Annotated in this window: 23 protein-coding genes, 1 tRNA gene and 1 pseudogene; 14 read left to right on the top strand and 11 right to left on the bottom strand. The window is 41.4% G+C overall.

Going from position 1 to position 20,403, the window contains the following annotated elements:
* Positions 1 to 174: 174 nt before the first annotated feature.
* Entirely contained in the window at positions 175 to 1,782 is a 1,608-nt protein-coding gene (locus H6G76_RS25650) for a serine/threonine protein kinase (protein WP_190707428.1), read from the top strand.
* A gap of 38 nt (positions 1,783 to 1,820) precedes the next feature.
* Here H6G76_RS25650 and H6G76_RS25645 read toward each other — a convergent pair whose 3' ends face one another.
* Entirely contained in the window at positions 1,821 to 2,030 is a 210-nt protein-coding gene (locus H6G76_RS25645; RefSeq protein ID WP_190707425.1) for a capsule biosynthesis protein, read from the bottom strand.
* 45 nt (positions 2,031 to 2,075) lie between these two features.
* Positions 2,076 to 2,162 (bottom strand) — tRNA-Ser (locus H6G76_RS25640).
* A 176-nt stretch (positions 2,163 to 2,338) separates the two neighbouring features.
* On the opposite strand from H6G76_RS25640, the gene H6G76_RS25635 reads away from it, so the two are divergent.
* From H6G76_RS25635 to H6G76_RS25600, 8 genes are all read left to right on the top strand, one after another.
* Positions 2,339 to 2,839, top strand: coding sequence for a hypothetical protein (locus H6G76_RS25635; RefSeq protein ID WP_190707423.1), 501 nt, complete (start codon positions 2,339 to 2,341; stop codon positions 2,837 to 2,839).
* Positions 2,840 to 3,048: 209 nt separating this feature from the next.
* Positions 3,049 to 3,555, top strand: coding sequence for a GNAT family N-acetyltransferase (locus H6G76_RS25630; RefSeq protein WP_190707420.1), 507 nt, complete (start codon positions 3,049 to 3,051; stop codon positions 3,553 to 3,555).
* Between the two features lie 348 nt (positions 3,556 to 3,903).
* Positions 3,904 to 5,763: an NAD(P)H-quinone oxidoreductase subunit F gene (locus H6G76_RS25625; protein ID WP_190707418.1), complete on the top strand. Its 1,860-nt coding sequence runs from the start codon at positions 3,904 to 3,906 to the stop codon at positions 5,761 to 5,763.
* A 292-nt stretch (positions 5,764 to 6,055) separates the two neighbouring features.
* Positions 6,056 to 7,558, top strand: coding sequence for an NADH-quinone oxidoreductase subunit M (locus H6G76_RS25620; RefSeq protein ID WP_190707415.1), 1,503 nt, complete (start codon positions 6,056 to 6,058; stop codon positions 7,556 to 7,558).
* Between the two features lie 36 nt (positions 7,559 to 7,594).
* Positions 7,595 to 8,191 carry a CDP-alcohol phosphatidyltransferase family protein gene (locus H6G76_RS25615; protein ID WP_190707413.1) on the top strand — a complete coding sequence of 199 codons (597 nt, stop codon included), beginning with the start codon at positions 7,595 to 7,597 and terminating at the stop codon, positions 8,189 to 8,191.
* Positions 8,192 to 8,218: 27 nt separating this feature from the next.
* Positions 8,219 to 9,544 (top strand): CO2 hydration protein, encoded by a 1,326-nt coding sequence (locus H6G76_RS25610; protein WP_190707410.1) that lies wholly within the window; start codon positions 8,219 to 8,221, stop codon positions 9,542 to 9,544.
* Positions 9,545 to 9,674: 130 nt separating this feature from the next.
* Positions 9,675 to 10,064 (top strand): DUF433 domain-containing protein, encoded by a 390-nt coding sequence (locus H6G76_RS25605; protein WP_190707407.1) that lies wholly within the window; start codon positions 9,675 to 9,677, stop codon positions 10,062 to 10,064.
* A complete protein-coding gene (locus H6G76_RS25600; RefSeq protein WP_190707404.1) occupies positions 10,048 to 10,440 on the top strand; it encodes a DUF5615 family PIN-like protein in 393 nt (130 codons plus the stop codon). Before H6G76_RS25605 ends, H6G76_RS25600 begins: the two co-directional genes overlap by 17 nt.
* On the opposite strand, the pseudogene H6G76_RS25595 reads toward H6G76_RS25600, so the two are convergent.
* Together H6G76_RS25595 and H6G76_RS25590 are read right to left on the bottom strand one after the other, a co-directional pair.
* Positions 10,430 to 11,002 (bottom strand): annotated as a pseudogene (locus H6G76_RS25595) (Uma2 family endonuclease). The gene H6G76_RS25600 and the pseudogene H6G76_RS25595 overlap by 11 nt on opposite strands.
* Before the next feature lie 151 nt (positions 11,003 to 11,153).
* A complete protein-coding gene (locus tag H6G76_RS25590) occupies positions 11,154 to 12,743 on the bottom strand; it encodes a B12-binding domain-containing radical SAM protein (RefSeq protein ID WP_190707402.1) in 1,590 nt (529 codons plus the stop codon).
* Between the two features lie 192 nt (positions 12,744 to 12,935).
* On the opposite strand from H6G76_RS25590, the gene H6G76_RS36690 reads away from it, so the two are divergent.
* Positions 12,936 to 13,076, top strand: a complete 141-nt coding sequence (locus tag H6G76_RS36690; protein WP_199337534.1) for a hypothetical protein — start codon at positions 12,936 to 12,938, stop codon at positions 13,074 to 13,076.
* 151 nt (positions 13,077 to 13,227) lie between these two features.
* Here H6G76_RS36690 and H6G76_RS25580 read toward each other — a convergent pair whose 3' ends face one another.
* From H6G76_RS25580 to hemE, 4 genes are all read right to left on the bottom strand, one after another.
* Positions 13,228 to 14,184 carry an NAD(P)-dependent oxidoreductase gene (locus H6G76_RS25580; RefSeq protein ID WP_190707400.1) on the bottom strand — a complete coding sequence of 319 codons (957 nt, stop codon included), beginning with the start codon at positions 14,182 to 14,184 and terminating at the stop codon, positions 13,228 to 13,230.
* Positions 14,185 to 14,239: 55 nt separating this feature from the next.
* On the bottom strand, positions 14,240 to 14,464 hold the full coding sequence (locus tag H6G76_RS25575) for a type II toxin-antitoxin system HicA family toxin (RefSeq protein ID WP_190707397.1): 225 nt from the start codon (positions 14,462 to 14,464) through the stop codon (positions 14,240 to 14,242).
* A gap of 3 nt (positions 14,465 to 14,467) precedes the next feature.
* Positions 14,468 to 14,677, bottom strand: a complete 210-nt coding sequence (locus H6G76_RS25570; protein WP_190707395.1) for a type II toxin-antitoxin system HicB family antitoxin — start codon at positions 14,675 to 14,677, stop codon at positions 14,468 to 14,470.
* Positions 14,678 to 14,754: 77 nt separating this feature from the next.
* A complete protein-coding gene (gene hemE, locus H6G76_RS25565; protein WP_190707392.1) occupies positions 14,755 to 15,816 on the bottom strand; it encodes a uroporphyrinogen decarboxylase in 1,062 nt (353 codons plus the stop codon).
* A gap of 95 nt (positions 15,817 to 15,911) precedes the next feature.
* Here hemE and H6G76_RS25560 point away from each other — a divergent pair, with 95 nt between their 5' ends.
* Entirely contained in the window at positions 15,912 to 16,655 is a 744-nt protein-coding gene (locus H6G76_RS25560) for a hypothetical protein (RefSeq protein ID WP_190707389.1), read from the top strand.
* 103 nt (positions 16,656 to 16,758) lie between these two features.
* Here the strand turns inward: H6G76_RS25560 and H6G76_RS25555 are convergent, their stop codons facing one another.
* Positions 16,759 to 16,920: a hypothetical protein gene (locus H6G76_RS25555; RefSeq protein WP_190707386.1), complete on the bottom strand. Its 162-nt coding sequence runs from the start codon at positions 16,918 to 16,920 to the stop codon at positions 16,759 to 16,761.
* Positions 16,921 to 17,020: 100 nt separating this feature from the next.
* Here H6G76_RS25555 and H6G76_RS25550 point away from each other — a divergent pair, with 100 nt between their 5' ends.
* Both H6G76_RS25550 and H6G76_RS25545 read left to right on the top strand, forming a co-directional pair.
* Entirely contained in the window at positions 17,021 to 17,899 is an 879-nt protein-coding gene (locus H6G76_RS25550; protein ID WP_190707384.1) for an aspartoacylase, read from the top strand.
* 15 nt (positions 17,900 to 17,914) lie between these two features.
* Positions 17,915 to 18,154, top strand: a complete 240-nt coding sequence (locus tag H6G76_RS25545; protein ID WP_190707382.1) for a hypothetical protein — start codon at positions 17,915 to 17,917, stop codon at positions 18,152 to 18,154.
* A gap of 89 nt (positions 18,155 to 18,243) precedes the next feature.
* On the opposite strand, the gene H6G76_RS25540 is transcribed toward H6G76_RS25545, so the two are convergent.
* Positions 18,244 to 19,029 (bottom strand): OmpP1/FadL family transporter, encoded by a 786-nt coding sequence (locus tag H6G76_RS25540; protein WP_277883129.1) that lies wholly within the window; start codon positions 19,027 to 19,029, stop codon positions 18,244 to 18,246.
* Positions 19,026 to 19,571 carry an OmpP1/FadL family transporter gene (locus H6G76_RS37825; protein WP_277883128.1) on the bottom strand — a complete coding sequence of 182 codons (546 nt, stop codon included), beginning with the start codon at positions 19,569 to 19,571 and terminating at the stop codon, positions 19,026 to 19,028. The genes H6G76_RS25540 and H6G76_RS37825 overlap by 4 nt, the downstream gene beginning before the upstream one ends.
* 259 nt (positions 19,572 to 19,830) lie before the next feature.
* On the opposite strand from H6G76_RS37825, the gene H6G76_RS25535 reads away from it, so the two are divergent.
* Positions 19,831 to 20,364: an alcohol dehydrogenase catalytic domain-containing protein gene (locus tag H6G76_RS25535; protein WP_199337533.1), complete on the top strand. Its 534-nt coding sequence runs from the start codon at positions 19,831 to 19,833 to the stop codon at positions 20,362 to 20,364.
* Positions 20,365 to 20,403 lie beyond the last annotated feature (39 nt).

Raw genomic sequence — 20,403 nt, 5'->3', positions numbered from 1 at the left:
ACCGCTAGCCTCTAGCCTCTATTCCCTCTGTTTCTTCACCTAATTTTCAAGAGTTATGACTAAGAGCCTACAGTATTATTAAAAAAACAAGTTGTAACTTTCATTGGGAGGCTGTGCAACTTCAGGGTATCCATAATATCCGCTCACTCAGGACTCAGGACGCAAAACTTTACTATGTTAGCAGGCACAATTTTGCAGGGTGGAAAATATACCCTGATCCAAGAAATCGGACGCGGTGGCTTTGGCATTACGTTTAAGGCTACGCATCACTACTTAGGTCATGAAGTAGTGATGAAAACCATTAATGAAAAACTGCGGCAACACCCAGATTTTGCCAAATTTGAGCGTCAATTCCAAGATGAAGCCAGACGGCTAGCTACTTGTATTCATCCCAATATTGTCCGGGTTAGCGACTTTTTTGTGGAAGATGGGCTGCCTTATATGGTGATGGAATACATTCCTGGCGAAACTTTAGGCAATGCCTATGTACTGCCAGCTATACCCTTGCCAGAGGCCACAGCCATTCATTATATCCGTCAAATTGGCGCGGCATTACAGGTTGTTCACAACAATGGTTTGCTACATCGGGATGTGAAACCAGAGAATATTATCCTCCGTGAAGGTACGCAGGAGGTAATATTAATTGATTTTGGCATTGCGCGAGAATTTAATAACAATGTGAAACAAACTCACACAGGCATGGTTTCTGAAGGCTATGCACCGATTGAACAATATTTAACACAAGCACCGCGCACACCAGCTACAGATGTGTATGGTTTGGCTGCAACCTTGTATGCTTTGTTAACAGCACAGGTTCCTATGCCAGCATTGTTGCGCGATCGCGAAAAAATGCCCTCCCCGAAGGAATTACAACCCCACCTAAGTGCAGCCGTAAATCAAGCAGTCATGCGTGGGATGGCTGTTGATCCGCGTTTTCGCCCAGCAACAGTAGCAGAGTGGCTGCAACTTTTACCAGGTGGTGCTACGAGTTTCAGCCCTCAACCTGTAGCAACTCAGACAGTTGCCACCATCGATTTATCTTCACAGCAGACGATTTTTAAAAGAAAGCCGAAGCGATCGCTTTTACAACCTGTCACATCAATTTATAAAAAACTGCCATACCCGAAAGTATTACTCGGCGCAGGTGTAGCCTTAGTTGCAGCTACTGCTGGTTTTGGCATTACAAATATGCTTTCATCTGGGCCACAGCCGCAGTCATCTACAAAACCACTGTTTGAGAACCCTGTAACTGAGGCACAAAAAAGTGTATCACCGCCGAATTCTCCCTCACCTGTTGCTACAGAAACTAATAAGGTTCAAAATACTCAAACGACCTCTGCATATACTCCTTCTAGGCGGCGCAAGCGCAACCGTCCTGCACCCACTGCGGAACCCGTCAGTTCTAACAACAGCACTGCTTTAGAAAATACAACTCCAGCCACCTTAGAAACCTCTGCACCTCAAAATGCTGAACAAGCTGCTGTCTCTCCTACTACTTCCCCTTCAGCATCACTTGTGGATAAGTTAAGAGAATATCGTGCATCTCGCAAAAATTCTCGCAAGCAATCGGCAGAAAATTCTACGCCTGTTGTTCCTCAAACTCAGCCTAGTCAACGTCCAGACTCAGTAGTCATTCCAGTCGCACCACCAAAAACTGAATCAAAAAGTTCTGATTCTTCACCTGTGGTTGTCCCAACTGTGGAGAATAAGCAAAATTCTGCTGCGGAAGTGCGATCGCAAAAGGATGAAAAGCCACAAGCAACCCCTTCAGATGATAATTAAGGTTAGAGACGTTGCCGGGCAGCGTCTCTCATAGTTTGTCATGGACTTAACGTTAAAATGTCATCATTTGGAGATGGATTGGGCATAGGAATAGCAAATGGAATTCTCTCCGGTTCGGCAGTAGTAGCAGCGTTTGATGGTTGCAACTGCCCAAAGCGAATAAAAATGCCAATACCCAAGCCAAGACAAAAACAACAACTAATAAAACCAAACGAAAATAATTGCACCAACCTCTGATTTACCATCATGCACTCCTCGCAAGTTGGTAATAGTTTACTGCAACTCAACAAAAACGGAGAGGGTGGGATTTGAACCCACGTTGACGTTGCCGCCAAAACGCATTTCGAGTGCGTCGCATTCAACCACTCTGCCACCTCTCCAGGTAGGGATTTCAAGGCAAATAAGTCTCTTTGTGATCATAGCATTCTGTTACAAAAAGCGATCGCTCTCAAACCTTTTCATTTCTTAAAACTAGGTACGCCATTTGGTAGTGACGCAAGATTTTATGGCAGGTATATCTTAGAGCATAATGGCTATTGTTGTGAGGTAAGGCAAAATGACACTCACACGAACCTGGCGATTCATCACAATTATGCTGACTGCGTTTAGTCTCAGCCTATCTATGGCGCATTTATTTGAATTGCCGCGAAGAATGCAATTTGACCAGCAACTTTGGGTTAGAGTCACAGTCTTTGAAAATGTTTATCGACTTTTTGGCTCAGTCGGTGCATTATTTGAAGTTGGCGCGATTCTGTCTGCAATTGTATTAGCGTTTCTTGTTCGTAGACATGGTGCAAGTTTTTATTTGACTGTAGGCGGAACGGTTCTTTTAGTGTTGGCGTTAGTGAGTTGGATAGTTTTTGTCGCACCGATGAATGCTGAATTTGCCAAATGGTTGACAAATCCTGTGCCACAAAACTGGACACGTTATCGTAATCAATGGGAGTACGCACACGCAATCAACGCTGTGATCAAAATTATGGGATTAAGTTTGCTTTTGCTTTCTGTGCTTGTTGAAACACCCAAAAAGAAAGCAATTCAATCTAATTCAATGTAAATCTCATTGAAATTGTCCATTGCAGGTAATCTTTATAATTATCTTTTCTTTTCAACCATTATCAGGGTGCGTAAGTCCTGCTCTGATACTGTTGATGTAATGGTATTTTTTATTACTTAATCTACAGATGAAGCAGGCATAGAATTCTGTTGATGAACACTGTATGATTTTTGAATATTTTCTGAAGTATTTTTTCTGAGACGGCATTGATGACTATCCGCCATGCGACTGAAACTGACTTACCTGCAATCGTGGCTATTTACAATGCTGCAATTCCCAGCCGTCTCGCCACTGCTGATTTAGAACCTGTGTCTGTGGAAAGTCGCCGCGCTTGGTTTAATGGGCGATCGCCTTCTAAACGTCCTCTGTGGGTAGTTGAACAACAGGAAGTAATTGCAGGGTGGTTAAGTTTTCAATCGTTCTATGGGCGACCAGCTTACAATTCTACTGCTGAAATCAGTATTTATATTGCCCCAGCCTTTCAGCGTTGCGGTTTGGGACACAAACTTTTAGACCTAGCAATTCATGAAAGCCCGAATTTAGGGTTAAAAACGCTTTTAGGCTTTATTTTTGCCCATAATCAACCAAGTTTGAATTTATTTGAATCATTAGGTTTTCAACGCTGGGGACATTTACCTCAAATCGCTGAACTTGATGAGGTGGAACGTGACTTAGTAATTATGGGGCTGCGAATTGGTGAAAATTGTAAAGTGTGAAGTGTGAAACACCAGGGAGAATCTTTGCTTTATCAGTTTCAATGATTAACTGCAACTATCCGCGGATATGAATAATGATTACTATTTAAATTTATCTATAGTTTTGTCATAGATATTAATCAATACATAGTATCTGTTAATCCAATCCATAGATATATAAGAATTAATTAGAGTAATTATCGCTGATTTATCTAATCAACTAATTCCATTTTGCTTCAGATAAAGGTAAGCTTAAATTTAATAAAATTAAATAAATATAAACTTGCGCTTTTAAATAGCAGATAGCACTGGGATCAAAGCGATTTGATTTAGTACACCTAAGTTTTGTTTTAATCTAGAGGTAATTTCATGGCTCAGTTTCTCCTAGAGACTGTTTGGCTAGTTCCTTTATATGCCTTAATTGGCGGATTATTAGCCGTACCTTGGTCGCCAGGGATCATTCGTAAGACCGGGCCAAGACCCGCTGGTTATGTAAATTTAGTGATGACCTTTTTGGCGTTTCTCCATAGCGCGATCGCCTTACAAGCAACTTGGAATCATCCACCCCAAGAAGTATTTATTCATTGGCTATCAACAGCAGGTTTAGACCTGACCATTGCCATAGAAATTTCGTCAATTAGTGTAGGCGCAATGGTAGTAATTGCGGGGTTAAATTTGCTAGCGCAAATTTATGCCATTGGCTACATGGAAATGGATTGGGGTTGGGGTCGCTTCTATTCTTTATTAGGTTTATTTGAAGCGGGATTGTGTGCCTTAGCTCTATGTAATAATTTGTTCTTTAGTTATGTAATTCTCGAAATCCTCACTTTAGGAACCTACCTGCTAGTTGGCTTATGGTTTAGTCAGCCGTTGGTGGTTAGTGGGGCGAGAGATGCTTTCTTAACTAAACGTGTAGGAGACTTGTTTTTGTTGATTGGGGTCTTAGGTTTGTGGCCTCTAGCAGGAACATGGGATTACAACGAACTAGCTGTATGGGCAAAAACTGCCGAAGTTGATCCTACAGTAATTACCTTAGTTGGTTTAGCCTTAATTGCCGGGCCGATGGGTAAATGCGCCCAATTCCCTCTACATTTGTGGTTGGATGAAGCAATGGAAGGCCCAGTTCCCAGTACCATTTTGCGGAACTCGGTAGTAGTTGCGAGTGGCGCATGGGTGCTGATAAAACTGCAACCTGTGTTAACTCTGTCGCCTGTAGTTTCTGCCGCAATGGTAGCGATAGGTGCATTTACAGCACTTGGTGCTTCTTTAATTGCGATCGCCCAAATTGACGTTAAACGCTGCCAATCTTATTCTGTTAGTGCTTACCTGGGTTTGGTGTTTATTGCTGTAGGCACACGGCAAGATGATGCAGCACTGTTACTAGTACTTACTCATGCTTTATCTGCTGCACTGTTGGTGATGAGTACAGGCGGCGTTATCTGGAACAGCATCAGCCAAGATGTCACTCAACTAGGCGGACTTTGGTCACGCCGTCCCATTTCTGGTTTAGCTTTTATTGTTGGGACATTAGGATTGATTGGGTTCCCACCTTTAGGTAGCTTTTGGGCATTGATGGAATTAGCTGATGGGTTATGGGATACTCAGCCTTGGCTAGTTGGGATAGTTATAGCAGTTAATGCTTTAACAGCCGTTAGTTTATCTAGAGAATTTGGCTTGATTTTTGGTGGTAAACCTAAGCAAATGAGTGAGCGATCGCCTGAAGTTCACTGGCCAATGGTACTGCCAATGGTAATTTTATTCGGATTTGTCCTACATCTGCCTTTAGTGTTGCAAAGCTTATCACTCTTACCTAACTGGGCAACCCTGAATAAAGATGTCGCACTCTTACTAATTTGGTCGAGTATTTTTGGTTGTAGCGTCGGTGGCGTAATTTATCTTGGCAATATTCCCAAACCAGTTCGCCTACCTTGGAAAGGTTTGCAAGATTTGTTGGCTTACGACTTTTACACTCCAAAACTCTATCGTATGACCATCATTTTCAGCGTTGCCCAACTTGCTAAATTCGCTGATATGATTGACCGCTTCGTAGTTGATGGCATTGTTAACTTCGTTGGGTTGTTCTCCTTACTGGGTGGAGAAGGTTTGAAATACAGCACCTCTGGTCAAACTCAAACTTATGCTTTCACCGTCCTCTTAGGCGTAGGTCTTTTAGGAATGTGGGTTACATGGCCATACTGGGGCATACAGTTTTTAGAGTTGATGTTTTAAGTCAACGGTCAATGGTCGATGATCAATGATTAATGCTCAATGCTCAAGACTTAATGCTCCATAATTAAGAGTCAATAGACCTCTTGCAAAAGTCGTTACTTGCACTATTTTCTTTGCGCCTTTGCGCCTACCCTGCGGGTTCGCCGTTAGGCGTTGTCTAAGAGTAGCCGCTACCGCGTCTATGCGTGAGACAAAAAAATATTTATGCAAGAGGTCTAATAGTCATTTGTAAATTCTTGTTTCTCTTCTGGCTCTCTGCTAATCATCTGTGGTTATAAATCCCTAAACTACCATGCTGAGTGTTTTAATCTGGACACCAATCATCGCTGCTTTAATTATTGGGTTTTGGCCTAGTAATTCCATTCCCCCGAATCGCGTGCGCTTGGTAGCCCTCACCATATCTGGTTTAGTCCTGTTGTGGAATCTATTCATCCTGTTGAAATTTGACCTCAGCACTCCTGGGATGCAGTTTCAAGAATATTTACCTTGGAATGAAACCCTAGGTTTAAGCTATCAACTAGGAGTAGATGGGCTATCAATATTAATGTTGGTTTTAAATAGCCTCCTCACTTGGATTGCTATTTACAGCAGTAGTCAAAACACTGAACGCCCACGGCTATTTTATTCACTGATTTTATTAGTTAGTGGTGGCGTTGCTGGGGCATTCCTGGCAGAAAATTTACTCCTGTTTTTCCTGTTCTACGAATTGGAATTAATCCCCTTCTATTTGTTAATTTCGATTTGGGGCGGCGAAAAACGGGCTTATGCAGGAATTAAGTTTTTAATTTACACTGCTGTTTCCGGCGCATTAATTTTAGCCACCTTCTTGGGTATGGTGTGGCTGACAGGTTCCACAAGCTTCGCCTTTGATGCTGTCTCTACTCAAACCCTCTCGGCTGGACTGCAACTGCTGTTGCTAGCCGGAATCATCCTGGGTTTTGGTATCAAAATTCCTTTAGTTCCCTTCCATACATGGCTACCTGATGCTTACGTTGAAGCTTCTGCACCTATCGCTATTCTGTTAGGTGGTGTGTTAGCCAAGCTGGGAACCTACGGACTATTACGGTTTGGTATGGGAATGTTCCCTAACGCTTGGAGTATTGTGGCACCAACCTTGGCCATTTGGGGCGCAATTAGTGCAATTTATGGGGCAGTGGTGGCGATCGCGCAAAACGATATCAAGCGCATGGTAGCATACAGTTCCATCGGTCACATGGGCTATGTGTTGCTTGCCAGTGCTGCTAGTACCACCCTTGCACTAGTCGGTGCAGTTTCCCAAATGTTTAGCCACGGCATCATCCTTGCCATTCTCTTCCATTTGGTAGGAGTTGTTGAAGCCAAAGCCGGCACAAGAGAGTTAGATAAACTCAACGGTTTAATGAGTCCGATTCGTGGCATACCTTTAATTAGTGCCTTACTTGTATTAAGTGGTATGGCTAGTGCTGGTATTCCCGGTTTAACAGGATTTATCGCTGAATTTATCGTCTTTCAAGGTAGTTTTTCAGTCTTCCCCATCCCGACAATATTATGTGTCGTCGCTAGTGGCTTGACTGCGGTGTACTTCGTTATCCTGCTGAACCGCACTTGTTTTGGCAGACTCGACAATGATTTAGCCTACTATCCCAAGGTATTGTGGTCTGAGAAAGTTCCAGCACTCATTTTGGCAAGCTTAATCATCTTTTTAGGAGTCCAACCTACTTGGTTAGTGCGTTGGAGTGAACCTACTACCACAGCAATGGTAGCGGCAATTATCCCAGCGGAAAAAACCGTAATTCCTGAAGTTGCGTTGAAATAGTAACAATAGATTTACGCAACCGATACAGGAGAAAATATGAATCTCACCTTAATTCCCAGTGGTCTTGTACTATTTCGCTTTTTAATAGCGCCCTTCCTCCTGTGGGATGCTTGGGATGGTGATACGAGTATTTGGTTTTTAGTAGGTTTTACTGCTGCTTTTCTTTCCGACATTTTTGATGGCATTATTGCCCGGCGACTTGGTGTTAGCAATGCTAAATTGCGACAAGCTGATAGCTGGGCTGATACCTGCCTTTTCAGTTGCATATTTTTCAGTGCTTGGCTGGGATATCGGGATATTTTGATAGCTTACAAACTACCTTTGTTGATGGTAATTTTTGCTCAAATCGTGTGGTGGATAGTTAATTTAATCAAGTATGGCAAACCCGCAAGCTATCACACTTATTCAGCCAAATTTTGGGGAATTACATTATTTATTGCCATTGTGGCACTGTTCGGATTTAATTACGCTGGCATAACTTTATGGCTAACTTGTACTGCTGGAACTATCTACAGTGTGGAAGAAATTGCAATGACATTAATATTGCCAGTTTGGACACATGATGTTTTGAGTATTTTTCATGCTTTAAAGATACGTCAGCAATTACAAACAACCAATATTTCTACTGTCTAAAAATACATTTAACATCCAGGAAATAACATGGTACAGACTCCAGAAAAAACTGTTACTACTAAACTTCCACCTTCTTGCCATGAATTTGCCGAAGTAATTCATCGTTTAGAAGCTGGCGGTTCAATGTTACCAGACACGCCAGAAAACTTGATGCAAATTATCGGTATTTATAAAGCTTATGCTGTACCGATGGATTTTTACTGGCGTGACTTATTATATATAGCTGAACAAGTATTTTTAGAGCCATTTGCTTTTTTTAAATACTTCTTACCTCAAGAGTATTTAGACCTTCATAATCATTATGCTGGCGATACTGCTGATTTAAGAATTTGGCGCGGTGAAGCAACAGCCCATCCTGAACTTTTGGCATTTATGGAAAAAGGTGAAACCTTCAAAATGCCAAAGTTATTGCATCACTTATCCCACGATCGCATAAATATGGAATTTGCGGAAGCTTGTATGCGGGCAATGCTTTGGCATCGGCATATGTATGCGCCAGTTAATCAATTTGACGCATATCTCGACTCGGAAGAATACAAAGCCAACGCTGACAGGGCAATTAAAGCATTCTTCCAAGGCAACCCCGTAATGCTAGGACTGTACAAACTGTTCCCTGATATGTTTTTGGAACAGTGCCGCCAGATGTCGTACTACTCTAACCTCGGCTTATTCTGGGAAGTCATGGCCCCGGTGTTCTTTGAAATGTCCGACATCTACGATGAAGGCGGGTTTAAGGGCGTACCTGATGCGATGAACTTTTTGGTGAATGGAATATTTGCGATCGCAGGTCGTCCGATTTACCATCATGTTTATATCCGTGGCGAATGCTACGAAATTATCCCCAAATCAAAAGGCTTCACTTGGCTGTACGAAGCAGCGTTACCCTACGTCGAAGCTGTCTTCTATCGTACTGCCCCATTTAGAGGTACAAAATCATACAACGCCCAAGCAGGACAAGTACCAGATGACCAAAAAGATTTCCACTACGGCATTCTCTACGCCGATGTCTTTCCTGTGGGAACAGCTGGTATTCCACCAACATTATTAATGCAAGATATGTTGCACTTCTTACCACAATATCTTGTTGATTACTACAAACAACATTGCCGTGGTGAAGATGATATGTTGATTCAGTTGGGTGTTAGTTTCCAACGCTCAATGTATAACGTTACTTCTGCGGTAATTCAAGCATTGAGAACTGCACTTTTATATCCGTTAGATGACCCGAATCCTAAACATTTGCAAGCCAATCGTGAGTTTTTTGAACAACAATTAAATCGCTTCACTCGTGCTGATTATGGTATGCGTGATGCTGCCCGTCTGCGGAATATTCAAACTCCAGATTATCGTTAATTAAATAGCGAGGATATTGACCCGGATTTCTGATCATATTTCTCATAATCTGCCAGGGTTTGAGAATTATGGTAAGAAATCCGGGTTTAAACATGAGGTAACATAAAGCTAGATTCTAGGGGGTATATGTATGACTCCAACATCTAATAAGCAAACCTTGATTATTCGCACTGAGCGTGGACTGACGATTGCAGGCACACGCACCAGCCTTTATGATGTTATGGATCTCCTCAAAGCTCAGTATCCATCTAAACTAATTCGTGATAAATTTAACCTAACTGACGGACAAATTAACGCAGCATTGTCTTATATTGAGACAAACAAAACTCAGATAGAAGCTGAATATCAAGAAGTTCTCCAAAACAGAGAAGAAATTCGCCAGTATTGGGAAGAGCGTAACCGCGAACACTATGCGCGAATTGCAGCAATGCCCCACAAGCCAGGACAAGAAACTCTTTGGGCAAAACTTGAGGAGCAAAAAGCAAGACGCAACGCTGAAAAACATGAATTTTTTAGTTGACTACAATCTAGATGGCTACGCCCTCGTTTTTCTTGGTATCTTGACAAAAACTGGCTGGTTTGAACTCGTGTCCATCCGGTTTGTCACGTTTAGAGAGGTTGGGCTATCGATGGAAAGTAGCGATCGAGTCGTTTGGCGTTATGCTCAAGAAAATCAGATGATGATACTCACAGCTAATCGAAATATGAAAGGTGAGGATTCACTTGAACAGATTATACGTCAGGAAAATACAGCACATTCATTCCCTGTATTAACTATTGGAAGTCTTGATCGCCTTGATGAAGCAGATTATCGAGAACGTTGTGTTGAACGTATCATTGAGATAGTTTTAGACATTGATAATTACAAGGGTGTCGGTCGGCTGTTTATTCCATAATATTGTTAGTTGACCCGCCCTGAACATAACATTCGTGATGTGGACTAGTTAAATTATCTTCTTTATACAAAGTCGCCGCTAATTTTAAAACGCCATTTTCCCGACGGTAAATTTCAACTGTTTCTCTTACCCGGTCAAAAATCCAGTATTCCCGCACGCCCTGAACTGAGTATAGTTTTAGCTTTAACTGCTTATCTCGTTTTTCCTGCACTTCGCCAGGAGAAAGCACTTCTATAATTAACTCTGGCGCACCTGTTAAATGTCCCGCTTCATCTAATATTTCTGATAAACGTTCATTACTTACCCAAACTACATCAGGAATTACATTATCAGCATCGCTGAAAATAATTCCCACACCAGTAGCAGCATCGCCTAACTCTGTTTCGCTAGACCAAAGTTTTAGCTGCGTACAAACATTATCACCAACTTTTTGATGTTTCCAATGAGGCGCTCTGGTCACAAACAATTCTCAGTCGATTATCTCATAACGCTTGCCGTCGTCAGGAAATAACTCTAAGTCAGCAGTTGTCCAACGGACTTTTTCTGATGCAGTGGATGTCATAGGATATAGCAGTAAACAGTTATCAGTTATCAGTTATCAAGGCTTATGGTGTTGTATCGCTCCAACGCCTACCACCATCTTATAGGGAACTCTAATCTATGAATAAATAGATCACTGTTCACTGATAACTGCTGACTGATAACTGTTAAGATTAACTAGCGATCGCCTCTGCTTTTTCTGCCACTACTGGGACATAAGGTTTTTCAGCACCTTGCGCCAAATATGTAGCTAGTTGGCTTTCAATTTCATCACGAACAATTTGGCGATATTCTAGAAAATGCTCGTTATGGGCGCAAACAGCAATGTAATGTTCAACAACGCCAGGGTTACGCTTGATGATGCTGAACAAGTGATGCCAGAATTTCCAACGGGTTTCGCGTTTAATGCCTTGTCGCCAAATTACAATTAGCAGTGCTTTTACTACTACCCACTCTGGCATTTTGAAGGGTGCTTTCCATTTTGGTGTACCCATCATTAAAAAGCAGCGATAGGTGCGATCTAAATATTGTACTGGGTCGTATAAAGCACAAAAAGCCTCAACATATTCCCTAGCCAGTTCTTCTAAAGGACGGGTAGGAATGAAGTTCATCAACGTGGTTTGGTTGATATTACCGTCTTGATTTTCCCGCAATCTACCTTCTTTTTTCAGGCGATGCCACAGGGCTGTATTTGGTAGTGCTTGTAACATGGCGAAAGTAGTTGAGGGAATCCCTGCTTGTTCCGCAAAACGGACGATGCGATCGCCTGCGCCTGCTTTTTCGCCATCAAACCCGATAATAAACCCAGCCATTGGCCGCAACCCAGCTTTGATAATGGTTTGCACTGCATCTATCAAAGAACTACGGGTATTTTGAAACTTCTTGGTTAATTGCAAGCTATCTTCATCTGGTGTTTCAATTCCCAGAAATACTGCTGAAAACCCACAGTCAACCATCAAATCCAGCAATTCTTGGTCTTGTGCCAAATCAACCGAAGCTTCCGTGTCAAACCGGAAAGGATACTGGTGTTCTTCCATCCAGACTTTTAACTCTTTCAGCAACAATTTTACATTCCGCTTGTTACCGATAAAGTTGTCATCCACCATGAACACACCCCTCCGCCAACCTAATTCATAGAGATAATCCAACTCTGCTAACAATTGGGCTGGGGTTTTAGTACGTGGTTTGCGTCCATAGAGAACAATAATGTCGCAAAATTCGCATTGGAAAGGACAACCGCGCGAAAATTGCACCGACATCATATCGTAGGCATTTAATTCTAATAACTCAAAGCGGGGTACAGGTGTGCTTGTGACATCGGGTTTTTCTGCGGTGCGGAACGTTCCAGATTTTTCACCCCTTTGAATTGCTTCCACAAACATCGGTAAGGTGATTTCGCCTTCATCCAAAATGAGGAAATCTGCACCAACATTCTGAACATCATGGGGTGTGGAAGTGGGGTAAGGGCCACCAACTGCAACTAACTTACCGCGACGTTTTGCTTCTTGAATCTGTTCGAGTAAGTCTTGCTTCTGGACAATCATTGCAGAGAAAATAACTACATCTGCCCATTCCCATTCTGCTTCTGTGGCTGGGCGAATGTTGCGATCAACCAGTTTAAATTCCCATTCTTGGGGCAGAATGGCTGCTACTGTGACTAAACCCAAAGGTGGTAATAAAACTTTGCGATCGACTAAATCAAGAATCTTTTCATAAGACCAAAAGGTTTTAGGGAAGATTGGATAAACTAATAAAACTCTCATGTAGTAGCAATCCTCACACTTTGATTGTTATCTCACTCTAACGAAAATAATTACTTATTGACTTTTTACTATGTTGGCTTTAGCTTACCGTTAATGGTTTTGACTGTGCAATTATTAACTAGAAAATATTGTGTGCCTGATTGAAAAAATAGGATGACCCGCGATTCTTGATGATGTAAGCAAGAGGTCAAGATGGTAAAGATACCTGCTAACTCAGAAACCTTATCGATTGAGTTACCCAAGGAGATCGCATTGTATGTCACCCAGGAACAGTTTGCCGCATTAGCCGCCGCTAACCGAGATTGGCGACTGGAAAGAACCGCAAAAGGATAGTTAATCCTGAATTCGCCAACAGGCTGGGAAACTGGGCGAAGCAATGCGAATATGACTGGAGAACTATACCTGTAGTGGGGGAATGCTTGTGAATCAGGTAAACCTTTTGATTCCTCAACTGGCTTCATTTTACCCAATAACCTGATTCGCTCTATTTTTTTCTCGGCACCCCACTAATTTTCAAAACATCAGTCATAGTTGCACAATAATTTGGCAAGCCAAAACTAGCAGGGTTGACGGCATTTTTATATGTAAAATGGCGATAGTTCATGCAGAATCTATCCCAAGCAGCCATTTGAATGCGGAACACGGCAATAATCAAATTGGCTAATGATATGGATAGCGGAATGCGAAAATAAATTTTTTTGTCCAGATAAGCGCAGGTTTCTTCTATTGCTTGGTTGGCGGTGAGTCTTTCTTGACCCAAAACTAATTTGCGTTGTTCCTCTGTTTGGGGTGGATGTTCGATTAAATATTGCACCACGGTAGCGATATCTTTTCCGTGGATAAAGTGAAAACTACCGTCTGCTTGCAAAAAACGAATTAAGTTAATATATTTTGTAACTTCGGGTATACCAGAGGTGAGATGCGAATAGGGTTTGTTGGCATCACCGCCTAACACTAAGGTGGGAAAGACTGTGGTAATTTTAGGTGCGATCGCTAATTTTTCTTTTTCATGCAAGCATTGATATTTTGAACCAATATAATCTGTTCCAATTTCTCCTGCTTCTTTGAGTGGTTGATTTTTGTTATCTAACACACTAGCTGTGGAAAAGTAGATTACCTGTTGGCAGCGTTCTGGATCTAGCAAACTGAGCAATTCTAGTGTTTTTGTGACATTAATATCATAAGTAATGTCGCCGCCCCAAGCTGTTGCTGTGAGAACTGCTATATCAATGGTGGATAACAAATCCGCAAAGCGTTTAATTTCCTGCATATCGCCTTGCAAGACGGTGACACCTGGACGATATTGCGTATTAACTTGCAGTTTATTGGGGTTCCTAACTAGTAAAAATAGTTCGTAATTTGTATTTTGAATTAATGCTTCTGAGATATAGTGACCGATGCAACCGCTTGCACCTGTGACTAATATTCTTTTTTGACTCATAGTAAGTTTTTTAATTTAAGATTTAAAAATAAGATTAATTGTTCCGCATTAGAGTTTATCGTGCCTCTAACATTTCCTCAATTGTCAAATTAATATCAATAGCAATTTGTCTTAGCAACCTTGGTGATATGTCTTTACCTTTATGAAATGGAACTGTTGTACCTCGTCCATCCGAATGACGGAATTGTTTATGTGAACCCTTCTGACGCACCTCAACAAAGCCAAGATTTTCCAAAATCCTAACAACTTCTTGAGGTTTGAGAACGGGAATGTTGCTCATTATTTATCGAATTACAATTTGCTGTGTACCGACAAACTCGGTATCAAAAGCTAAATTTTCATCTTCCAGTAGCATCTCAATTACTTCACGCAAATTTTCGTTTAACTCATCCAATGTTTCACCTTGAGAATGCGCCCCAGGAAAACCAGGAACGTACCCAACATATAGATTTGTATCGGGATCACGTTCTATGATTGCTGTAAAAGTTTTCATAAAAAATAGATGTGTCAGCAATGCAATTATTATGTCTTTGTGGTTAAAAAATTGTTACCACAAAGACACAAAGGTAGTTAACTCACCAGTGCTGCGGTACTGAGTTGCTTGGCTGTTTCAAAGAAGAAAGCGACGTTTTCTTCTGGTGTATCTGGTAGTACACCATGACCGAGGTTGAGGATATGACCCCAATTGCCAGCTTTGCGAACGGTATCATAAATGCGATCGCGGATGAACTCTTTGGAACCGTAGAGTACACCAGGATCAAGATTACCTTGCACTTTCATGTGCTTGCCTAATCTGGCGCGAGCATCGGCCATGTCTACAGTCCAATCGACGGTGACAATATCAGCACCAGATTGAGCCATTCTTTCCAATACGCCTGCACTACCGCTAACCAACAGAATTAGCGGGGTGTCGGGGTGGGTTTGCTTGACTTGTTGGAATACTCGTTGCTGATAGGGTAGGGCAAAGGTATCGTAATCTTGTGGGCTTAATTGTCCCGCCCAAGAATCGAACATTTGCACTACTTGCGCGCCGCAGTCAATTTGGTAACGGGCGTAAACAGCGATCGCATCTGCCAATTTTGTCAGCAGTTGGTGTAAAATTGCCGGGTCTGAGAAGGCCAAGTTTTTGATGATGGAATAGGTTTTAGAACCTTTTCCTTCGACTGCATAAGCAGCTAACGTCCACGGCGCACCGACAAAGCCTAATACTGTTGATTTGTTGCCCACTTCTTGGCGCAACGCCTGCAATATGGGTTTAATAAACGGTAGAGCCGCCTCTGGATCTAAATTATGCAGGCTATCAATTTGTGCTTGAGTGCGAATGGGCGAATGAATGATTGGCCCTTTACCTTCCGCAATGTCCATATCAATGCCTAAACCAGGCAATGGAGTTACGATGTCGGAAAATAAAATCACTCCGTCCGGCTGGAAGGCTTTCCAAGGTTGCAGGGATACTTCAATCGCTACTTCAGGAATTTCGGAGCGATCGCGAAATGAAGGATACTTTTCCCTTAAGTCTCGGTACGCCTTCATATATCGTCCCGCTTGTCGCATCATCCATACGGGGGGACGATCTACTATTTCACCACGAGCAGCCCGCAGGAGATGAGGAGCCGTTGAGGAAACACCCATTTAACACTTCATCCTAAGTCACTTTGTTATGTCAATGTTTAGCTTATCATTCTGAGATTACGCTTTTTCAGAAGGCTTGCTTTACTTAACTTAATATGCAAACTGATTCTAATAATCCAAATCCTTCTAATGTTGCAGCTACTAATAGCAATTCCGCACCAGGGAAATTATTAATACCACGTTCCCAACGTCGCAGGTTTTTTCTATTGTTTACTTTTATGACAGTTTTGGGTTGGGTGGTGGGTGGCGTTTTTAGTCTGGCGATCGAAAGAATTCTCACACAAAGTCTTTTTGCACCTGGGTCTTTACAATTGCAAACATGGAGCTATGGGATTAGATTACTCAGCAATATTGTGTTTGCTGTAGTTTTTGCTGCTGACCAAGCACTGGTTATACGTCGCTATCTATCTGGTTGGCAATGGACAATTGCTACTAGCATAGGTTGGCTAACTGCTGACTGTGTTGCTACAGCTTGGATTAATTATATTTCTGCAATTGCCAGTTCTCTTAATGAAACTTTATCTCCTGAGTTAGTGATTATCTTTGGATTTTTATCAACAATTGCTTATATTTTTTCAGGCATTTGGTTGGGTTTGATTCAATGGTTAGTACTGCGACGTTATACCATCAAAGCTTGGTGGTGGATTTTTGTTCCTTCCGTTGCTTTCTTATTGATTAGTTTGTTAGTTTGGTTACTATCTTTTGTACAGAATTTTATTCCTGAAGCAATATTGTATGGCAGCCAACAAGGATTTACAGCAATTATTCTCGGAGTTGTACCAGCTATTGGTTTATGTAGTTTAAAAAGACGCTTACAACGTCAAACTCAGGTTAGTTAAACAGAAAAACTTAGATTATGCTTAGTTAGAGTATTATATTATGTAGTTTACGCGCCAACAAGATTGCGCCGTAAGCACCAAAATTTTGAAGTTTATTGCCTAGTTAATGGAAAATGTGTTTTAAAATCTGGCGATAAAATTTGGATACCAGAAGTTGATTTAAGTATTTGATGCGATCGCCTAACTGATTAAGGAATAACACAGGAATGGTTTTATTGGCATGACGAAAATAAGAAGCAATATTCCACACTAGAAGAATTCGCACCTGCACGACAACAGCAATTAGAAGAAACTTAAAACCAGCTTCAAGAACTCCTAGTTAAATTACAACGAAAGGTAATAGCTCTAAACAATCTCTAAAAATTATGGGAAATATCAATTCAGTGGTAATTGCTACTGGCACACATGGCAATGAATTTACAGGTATATATCTGGGGAAAAAGTTTGATCAGTTTCCAAACCTGATTCAACGTTCCAGTTTTGATAGTCGCGTTTTCTTGAGTAATCCTAAAGCGTTTGCAGCCGCTAGAAGGTATATCGATAAAGATTTAAATCGTTGCTTTGCCAAGGCAGACTTACAAAATCCGCAACTTGCTAGTTATGAAGATGTTTTGGCAAAAAATATTTATTCTTTGCTCAAAGAAGAAAGTCAAAATCAACAGCAGGTTATTATTGATTTGCATAGTTCAACTGCAAATATGCAGTTAACTATTATTTTAAAAAGTCAACATCCATTCTTATTACAATTAGCTGCGGAATTAAGTGCAATTAATCCCGAAGTGAGAGTTTGTTATTCTCAACCTACAAAAAACTTTAACTATCTTTGTTCTATATCTGAATTGGGTTTTGCTATTGAAGTAGGGCCTGTAGCGCAGGCAGTCTTAAATGCTGAGTTATTTCAAAAAACTGAAGCCTTAATTTATCAAGTTTTAGACTATATAGAAAGTTACAATCAAGGTTTAAGCGAACAAAAAAACAGGAAGCTGACATTTTATCAATCTACGGAAGTTATAGATTATCCGAGAAATGAAGATGGAGAGATTCAAGCAATGATTCACCCGCAACTTCAGTTTCGAGATTACGAGCCACTTAACCCTGGTGAGCCGATATTTTTAACTTTTGATGGGAAAGCGATAGCCTATGAAGGCACATCTACAGTTTATCCCATTTTTATTAACGAAGCTGCCTATTATGAAAAGGGCATCGCTATGTGTTTAACCCAACAGAAAATACTGGAAATTTAGTTTTAGGAATGAGATATGGAACGAGAAGTTACATCTGCCGATGGCACTACCTGGAATTGTGTCCAAGCATTTTCCGGACTTTCTGACAGCACAGAAAATCAAGATGCAGCGCAAGTCAAAGGTGAACCCGATACTTATTGGGTTGTTTGTACACCAAGCGGCGGCGCACAGTCAGTGAGGTTGAAGCTACAAGGTGAATGGTATTCGACTTACTCGGATGAAGAATTATTAGAGAAAATCCAAACTCAGCAGTAGGTTTCGTTATTCTCAGTCAGTTTCGAGATAGCGATCGCCTGATAATTTCATGAGACAATTCAAAGCGATCGCTTGTTCTGAGTATATGGCTAAAACTGCCAATTCACTTGGACTCCCACAACATCAACTGAACTTTCAAATTCACCTTTGACTGTACCAGTGGTTGTGCTGGACTGGTTGATGGGGCTGTCTTCCGAGAAAACATGGCTATAAGCAACATCAAAGCTGAAGGACTTGGAAGGACGGTAACTAGCACCAACCCCTACCACAGTGCGATCGCCACCTGGTAATCTAGGAGTAACAAATTCGTCTTTAATTGGACTGGGGTCGAAGGTAACACCAGTCCGCAATGTTAAATTATCGTTCACAGCGTAGTTTACACCAACTCCAAAACGATAGGTATCTTGCCAGTTCTCTGGTTGTACACTATCTGGTTGTCTAGGGTTATCAAACTCAACGCGTAATTCCTTAAAGCGACTCCAATTTGTCCAAGTAACATCGCCAACAACAGAAACACGGGGACTCAATTCTTGGTATACAGCAAGTGATAGGGTATCAGGAAGATTTAAAACAGCCTTAGCACCAGTATCTGTAAACTGACCCGTAGATCTAAGTACCTGAAGGCTGGTTGGAACAGTGAAGTCTGCATTCCCCCGAATGTCTTGGGTAATTGGAGAACGATAACTTAAACCTATGCGGGTGCGTTTGCTGGGTTCGTACATCACCCCCAAGTTATAACCTACACTCCAATCAGAACCAGTCACTTTAACAAAACCATCTGCTTGTTGTGGTTGAGTAGGTAAGCCTGCACTCCGCCCGATTAAACCAAAGTCAATGGCGTTAGAAAGTGTCGCCTCTGCATACTGTACATTCAAACCCGCACCCAACTGAGAACCGCTATATCTGATAATTTAGCTGCCACTGTGGGGTTTATATTAATTGTGGCAAGTCTAGACTCTACAGCTTGGTAACGTCCCACCCAATCATTGTGATATTTAGTTGCCAAACCAAACGGCACATTAACGCCGATACCGACTTTCAGCGTATCTGAAAGACTCCAAGCTGTGTAGAGATTTGGGACGACAATATCAACACCAGCTTCTCCACCATTACCCCCTGTCAACAGCGCACCGGTGAAAACTGTCGAACCCTGATTTTTAAATCTTACTGTAGGAAAAATTACAAATGTAGATCCAGTAAATGAATTGCCTGTTAAGTGAGTCAACCCAGCAGGATTAGAAAAAATAGCACTAACATCATCAACATTAGCTGCACTTCCAGCGAAGCCATTGCCCATGTTTTTGACATTTTGTTCATTTAAGGTAAATCCGCCAGCTAATGCTAAGTTCGCAGTATTACTAATTGTTAATGCCGTGAGTATTGGTACTAAATAAATATACGCTTGCGATCGCTTCATATTAAATTGTTTTTAAATGCTCATACTTATTTTCTATCAAATTAATACATAAGTACTTCTCAAATATTGCCATTGGATCTCAAGCAATTTGTAAAACCAGACACTTACACAATAAAAGCTAATTATCACTCTACCGAGAGCAAGCTGTCTCTTTTTTTTATTTATGTAATAATTCCGTTCGTCGTTACATTCTATCCTGACAATACATAACTACTTATTGACCTGCGAAACACAGTAAAAGTAAAAAGGATCTGAGTCTATGAGCAAGATCGTTGGATATGCAGCCTCCAGTGCAACTACACCACTGGGCTTATTTAATTTTGAGCGAAGAGAGCCAGGCCCACACGATGTACAAATCGAGATTATTTACTGCGGTGTGTGTCACTCAGATTTGCATACAGCCCGTAACGAATGGCAGAATACGGTTTATCCTGTCGTGCCTGGACATGAGATTGTAGGCCGTGTAGTTAAGGTTGGTGATCAAGTTTCCAAATTCAAGGTAGGCGACGCAGCTGGGGTTGGTTGTATGGTAGATTCTTGCCGTACCTGTCCGAATTGCCGTGCAGGTTTCGAGCAATTCTGTGATAACGAAATTATTTTTACCTACAACAGCCCAGAGAAACAGACAGGAAAAATTACTTATGGTGGCTATTCTAATCAGATAGTTGTAGATGAAAATTACGTGCTACACGTTTCTGAAAAGTTGGATCTTCCAGCTGTCGCACCGCTATTACAGCACTTCCTGCTGTTATGGGGTACAGTTAATAAGAATAAAAATATTATCTTTTTATGAAAGCATATTCAATCGATCTGCGCGAAAAAATAGTTGCAG

The sequence above is a fragment of the Nostoc sp. FACHB-152 genome (assembly GCF_014697475.1).
In the GTDB taxonomy this organism is placed as follows: Bacteria; Cyanobacteriota; Cyanobacteriia; order Cyanobacteriales; family Nostocaceae; genus Nostoc_B.
This window is presented reverse-complemented; position numbering and strand designations above follow the sequence as displayed.

Excerpts from the sequence above, each read along its gene's own strand:
- H6G76_RS25575 (WP_190707397.1), bottom strand. The coding sequence starts at position 14,464 with ATGAGCAACATTCCCGTTCTCAAACCTCAAGAAGTTGTTAGGATTTTG.
- H6G76_RS25650 (WP_190707428.1), top strand. The coding sequence starts at position 175 with ATGTTAGCAGGCACAATTTTGCAGGGTGGAAAATATACCCTGATCCAA.
- H6G76_RS25635 (WP_190707423.1), top strand. The coding sequence starts at position 2,339 with ATGACACTCACACGAACCTGGCGATTCATCACAATTATGCTGACTGCG.
- H6G76_RS25615 (WP_190707413.1), top strand. The coding sequence starts at position 7,595 with ATGAATCTCACCTTAATTCCCAGTGGTCTTGTACTATTTCGCTTTTTA.
- H6G76_RS25570 (WP_190707395.1), bottom strand. The coding sequence starts at position 14,677 with ATGAAAACTTTTACAGCAATCATAGAACGTGATCCCGATACAAATCTA.
- H6G76_RS25560 (WP_190707389.1), top strand. The coding sequence starts at position 15,912 with ATGCAAACTGATTCTAATAATCCAAATCCTTCTAATGTTGCAGCTACT.
- H6G76_RS25535 (WP_199337533.1), top strand. The coding sequence starts at position 19,831 with ATGAGCAAGATCGTTGGATATGCAGCCTCCAGTGCAACTACACCACTG.
- H6G76_RS25550 (WP_190707384.1), top strand. The coding sequence starts at position 17,021 with ATGGGAAATATCAATTCAGTGGTAATTGCTACTGGCACACATGGCAAT.
- H6G76_RS25620 (WP_190707415.1), top strand. The coding sequence starts at position 6,056 with ATGCTGAGTGTTTTAATCTGGACACCAATCATCGCTGCTTTAATTATT.
- H6G76_RS25580 (WP_190707400.1), bottom strand. The coding sequence starts at position 14,184 with ATGAGTCAAAAAAGAATATTAGTCACAGGTGCAAGCGGTTGCATCGGT.
- H6G76_RS25630 (WP_190707420.1), top strand. The coding sequence starts at position 3,049 with ATGACTATCCGCCATGCGACTGAAACTGACTTACCTGCAATCGTGGCT.
- H6G76_RS25645 (WP_190707425.1), bottom strand. The coding sequence starts at position 2,030 with ATGATGGTAAATCAGAGGTTGGTGCAATTATTTTCGTTTGGTTTTATT.
- H6G76_RS37825 (WP_277883128.1), bottom strand. The coding sequence starts at position 19,571 with ATGAAGCGATCGCAAGCGTATATTTATTTAGTACCAATACTCACGGCA.
- H6G76_RS25610 (WP_190707410.1), top strand. The coding sequence starts at position 8,219 with ATGGTACAGACTCCAGAAAAAACTGTTACTACTAAACTTCCACCTTCT.
- hemE (WP_190707392.1), bottom strand. The coding sequence starts at position 15,816 with ATGGGTGTTTCCTCAACGGCTCCTCATCTCCTGCGGGCTGCTCGTGGT.
- H6G76_RS25600 (WP_190707404.1), top strand. The coding sequence starts at position 10,048 with ATGAATTTTTTAGTTGACTACAATCTAGATGGCTACGCCCTCGTTTTT.
- H6G76_RS25605 (WP_190707407.1), top strand. The coding sequence starts at position 9,675 with ATGACTCCAACATCTAATAAGCAAACCTTGATTATTCGCACTGAGCGT.
- H6G76_RS25545 (WP_190707382.1), top strand. The coding sequence starts at position 17,915 with ATGGAACGAGAAGTTACATCTGCCGATGGCACTACCTGGAATTGTGTC.
- H6G76_RS25625 (WP_190707418.1), top strand. The coding sequence starts at position 3,904 with ATGGCTCAGTTTCTCCTAGAGACTGTTTGGCTAGTTCCTTTATATGCC.
- H6G76_RS25590 (WP_190707402.1), bottom strand. The coding sequence starts at position 12,743 with ATGAGAGTTTTATTAGTTTATCCAATCTTCCCTAAAACCTTTTGGTCT.
- H6G76_RS36690 (WP_199337534.1), top strand. The coding sequence starts at position 12,936 with ATGGTAAAGATACCTGCTAACTCAGAAACCTTATCGATTGAGTTACCC.